The sequence below is a fragment of the Lamprocystis purpurea DSM 4197 genome (genome assembly GCF_000379525.1).
GTDB classification, from domain to species: domain Bacteria; phylum Pseudomonadota; class Gammaproteobacteria; order Chromatiales; family Chromatiaceae; genus Thiodictyon; species Thiodictyon purpureum.
Window position 1 is genome coordinate 1 of the sequence record NZ_KB902414.1, and the last position, 4,268, is coordinate 4,268.

Consider the following 4,268-nt stretch of genomic DNA (forward strand, 5'->3'; position numbering starts at 1 on the left):
GCCGAACCCCGGGTCGGTTTGCGGCGGGGGCGCATTGAACCGCGGGCGTTGAAGCGTCGGCTCAAGAGCTATCCGCTGTTAACCAAGCCCCGGCGCCTCGCGCAGGAGGAGGTCCGCCAGAACGGTCACCCCAAGAAATAGCGCTGAACACGCCGATTTTTGGGCATGAACCGCGATGCTAACTCGCTGATTTAAAGATGCTCTCGGCTTATCTTCGTGCCATTCGGGCCAGACGGCGTATTTCTCCAGATACCAGCGCAGCTCCTCGGTCTCGATCGGACCCAGGGGGGCAACCAGCGTCCAGGTGTCGGGGCTCGCGACCGGCGGCCGCTTGGGGTCGGCCGGGCGGTAGCTCAGCCGGGCGGTGGCGCTGGGCCGGGGAACGCCCGGCTGGATCTCCCGGATGCCGAGATCAGTCAGTTCCAGAACCAGCGCTTCGAGCGGGCCGATCTGGGATGGGGGCACGGAGAGACGGTCGGCCGGCGCGCGCCGGTGCAGCGCGACCAGGATGGCGTTCAGCGCCGCTTCGATGCCGCCGGGGCGGCTGTCGAGGCGAATAAAGATGGGCTCGTCGCCGAATGTCCAACCCGCTCCGTCGGTCGCACAGACCACCCTCGCGGCCAAGTACCGCCCGGAACCCGGGCGATGCGACCGGAGGCCGACGCTTTAGCGGGCGGCGCCGCCACGTCCGGCTGAAGCCTCGACCTCCGGTCTGTGGCGCGCCTGGACCGCATCCCCACACCCTTGCAATTCCCCCGCTCATCCGCTTTGATTGTCCCTGACTTGTGGACCCCGTCCCGGGCACCCACACGAACGACCTGCAACAGGGATTACGACCCGAACGGACACCTGAGCGCGCGGGCCGCCGACGCGCTCCCCGCGCGGCTGCGCGCCGCCATGACCCGGGCCGGCGACTGCGCCACCGGCGCCCACCAAGGCTATCTGCTGTTCGAGCAGGACGACGGCAGCAAGCATTTGGTCCCGGCCGCGCTGCTGGGCGACATGCTCAACCAGCAGCGCGTCCCGCTGGTCATCCTCTCGGCCTGCCAGTCCGCCAAGCTCGGCGGCGACGACCCCCTGGGCAGCGTCGCCGCCCGGCTCACCCGGGCCGGCATCCCCAATGTGCTGGCCATGACCCATTCGGTGCTGGTCGAGACCACCCGCGCGCTCTTCGGCCATCTGTACCGTGAACTGGGCCGCGGCCGCCCGCTCGGCACCGCGCTGGAGAATGCCCGGCGCGAACTCTATGCCCGCCCGGTCCGCGGGGAGCGCAGACGCGGCACCGGCTGGACGGATCTCATACTCCATGACTGGTTTCTGCCGACGCTCTATCGCACCGGCGACGACGCGGCACTGCTCGCCCAGCCCGCCGCGCCCGCCGACGCCCGGCCGGACCCGGCCGCGGTGCCCGCCGCCGACAATCTGCCCCAGGTCCAGCCCGCCGGCTTTTGGGGCCGCGCGCGCGAGCTTTGGGACATCGAGCGCGCCTACGTCGGCGGCACCCGCCGTCTGGTTGTCTGCGGGTTCGGCGGTCAGGGCAAGACCACGCTGGCGCAAGAGGCCGGTCGCTGGCTGCGCGCCACCGGCCTATTCGAGCGAGTCTGTCTGGTGGGCTATGCGGACTTTCAGGGTATCGATCCGGTGGGCTGGGCGGTGAGCAGCCTGGCGCAGGTCCTGGGCGAGGCGCTGCTCGACGAACGCGCCGCCGCCGCCGCGCTCGCGCGGGTGCCCACCCTGCTGATCCTGGACAACCTGGAGTCATTGATCGAGCCCGCGCCCGGTCAGTCCGCGACCGAGCGGCCGGACCGCACCCGGCTCGATGCGCTGCTCGCCGCGGCGCAGGGCTGGTCCGAGTCCGGTGCCAGCCGCTGTCTGGTCACCACCCGCACCCCGGATTTGGCTCATCCCGCGTTCCCCACCGACGGCGACCGCCGCTGTCGCTATCTGACGCTCAAGGGTCTGGCGCCCTGGGACGCGCTCGCCTGGTATCAGTCCATTCTGCGCCAGTCCTCGATTCCGCCCGCGGAGCCCCCGCCCGGCCGGGATGCGCTCACCGCGCTCTTCGAGCGGGTCGATTTCCACCCGCTCTCGATCGGGCTGCTCGCCGAGTCGCTCAAGCGCGACCCCATCCGGCGGGTCGCGGAGCGGCTCGAGGCGCTGCTCGCGGCCGGAGACGGCCCGCTGGTCGCCTCGCTCAACCTGTCGTTGGAGCGGCTGGATGCCGACTCCAGCGCGCTCCTGCCCAGGCTCGGGGTCTTCCGGGGCGGGACTTTCGAGGACGACCTGCTCGCGGTGACGGAGATCGCGCCCGACCCCTGGTCGGTCTTGCGATCCGCACTGATCTCGACCGGGCTGATCCAGGTCGAGCCGGTCGCCGGGGTCGATCCGCACTATGTGCGATTTCATCCGACTCTGGCACCGACGCTCTGGGCACGGCTGGAGCCGGACGCGCAGGCGCGGCTCGGGGAGCGGTTTCGGGACTATCACGCAAGGCTTGCCCGCGATCTGTACCAGCAGGACGACAAGAACCCCCATGCCATCCGGGCCATCGCCCGGCTGATCCTGCCCAATCTGATGGCCGCGGCGAGCCAGTCATTGGACTGCGGTGCGCCTGGTGCGGTCGAGTTCGTCCTGTGTCTGAAGCGGTTTCTCGATTATTTCGGTCTGACCGGTGACAGTGCCGAGTTGACCGCCCGCGCCGGGTCGCTCGCCGGGGAGTCGGGCTCCGATAACTGGTATCTGGCCCGCGTCGGTCAGGGCGAGGCGCTCCTTCAGGCCGGACGGCTGGCCGATGCCGCGCTGGTCTTCGAGGAGGTCTTGGCCGGGCTCCCCGAGTCGCCGAACTACCAACGGTGCACGACACTGCACTTGCTGGGCCGCTGTCGGAAGCGTCAACGCAGAGCGGCCGAGGCCGAGTCCGCGCTTCGCCAGGCCATCGCCGAGGCCGGGACTCTGGAGCCGGGGGATCAGGTCAAGCGGGAGCTGGGCACCTTGCATGGCGAGCTGGCTGATGTGCTCAGCGACCGGGGCGACTATGCGCAGGCCCGCGCCGCTTACGAGTCCGCACTCGCGATCTTTCGAGAGGTCGACGATCTACGTGGCGCCGCGGTCGACGAGGGCCAGCTCGGCACCCTGGCCTACCGTCAGGGCGACCTGGCCGAGGCCGAGCGGCGCTACCGGGAGGCACTCTCCGCCTTCCAGCGGCTGGGCGAGCCGCAGAGCGAGGCAGTTGCCTGGCATCAGCTCGGGATGGTCTACGCGGACGCCGAACACTGGGAGCCGGCCGAGCGGGCCTATCGGGCCTCGGCCGAGCTCAATGAGGCCAGCGGCAACAGGACAGGTGCCGCCCGAACCTGGGACCAACTCGCCCAGATGTTCAAGGCCAGGGGCAGACCGCAGGAGGCCGAGGGCTGGTCCGGCAAGGCGCTGGCGGTCGAGCGCGAATCGGCCGAGCCGGGCGAGCTCTCCGCCACGCTCAACAACCTCGCCGATCTGCTGCGGGGACTCCCGGACCGGCTGGACGAGGCCCGCACACTGGCCGAGGAGTCGCTGGCCATCAAGCGGACACTGGACCCAGCCGCGGCCGAGATCTGGACGACCTACAGCATCCTGGCCGCCATCGCCGAGTCTCAGGGCGACCGCCAGTCCGCCGCCCGCTATCGCCGGGAGGAGCGCGCGGCCTATGCCGGGTTCGCCGGCAGCAGCCATGCGCTGCGCCGGCAGGGCGCGCTGATCGCCGCGGTGGTCGAGTCGGTCGCCCGGCCGCAACACCGCGCCGGGCTCGAGCAGGCGCTGGAATCGGGGATCGAGCGAGGCTTGGCCAATCGGGTCGCCGCTATCCGCCGCATCCTGGACGGCGAGCGCGATGCCGATGCGCTCTGCGAGCCGCTGGATCGCGAGGATGCACTGATCGTCCAAACCATCCTCGAAGGCCTCCGCGACCCCGATGCCATCCGCGACCTGACTGACCCGCCGGACGCCGACGAGCAGGGCTGATCGGGCGCTGCTGGCCCGCCATGCCCCGCTGATCCTGGCCGTGCTCGCCGCCGCCGCCGAACCGCTGCTGCGCGAGCAACTGACACTCGTGGCGAATTCTCCCGACCGCCGAGTTTGGAAAGAACGTATCTCACGCCAAGGCGCCAAGCACGCCAAGAAGAGCGCAATCCTGNGGTGACCCCCGTCACCCCGCGAGCGCCTCCGGTTTCGATAGCGCCTTGAAGAACCTTGGCGTCTTGGCGCCTTGGCGTGAGACATTCCGGATCTGAGCC

Annotated in this window: 2 protein-coding genes and 1 pseudogene; 2 read left to right on the forward strand and 1 reads right to left on the reverse strand. The window is 70.3% G+C overall.

Translation table 11 applies throughout. The features are described 5' to 3' along the window. Positions 1 to 141 (forward strand): annotated as a pseudogene (locus tag A39O_RS42580) (IS4 family transposase); the annotation flags it as partial. Here A39O_RS42580 and A39O_RS0106605 read toward each other — a convergent pair. Next, complete coding sequence (locus A39O_RS0106605; protein WP_157639744.1) at positions 79 to 624, reverse strand: hypothetical protein; 546 nt, start codon at positions 622 to 624, stop codon at positions 79 to 81. The pseudogene A39O_RS42580 and the gene A39O_RS0106605 sit on opposite strands and share 63 nt — an antisense overlap. Before the next feature lie 159 nt (positions 625 to 783). On the opposite strand from A39O_RS0106605, the gene A39O_RS32315 reads away from it, so the two are divergent. Beyond that, positions 784 to 3,996 (forward strand): tetratricopeptide repeat protein, encoded by a 3,213-nt coding sequence (locus A39O_RS32315; protein ID WP_020503904.1) that lies wholly within the window; start codon positions 784 to 786, stop codon positions 3,994 to 3,996. Positions 3,997 to 4,268: the final 272 nt, after the last annotated feature.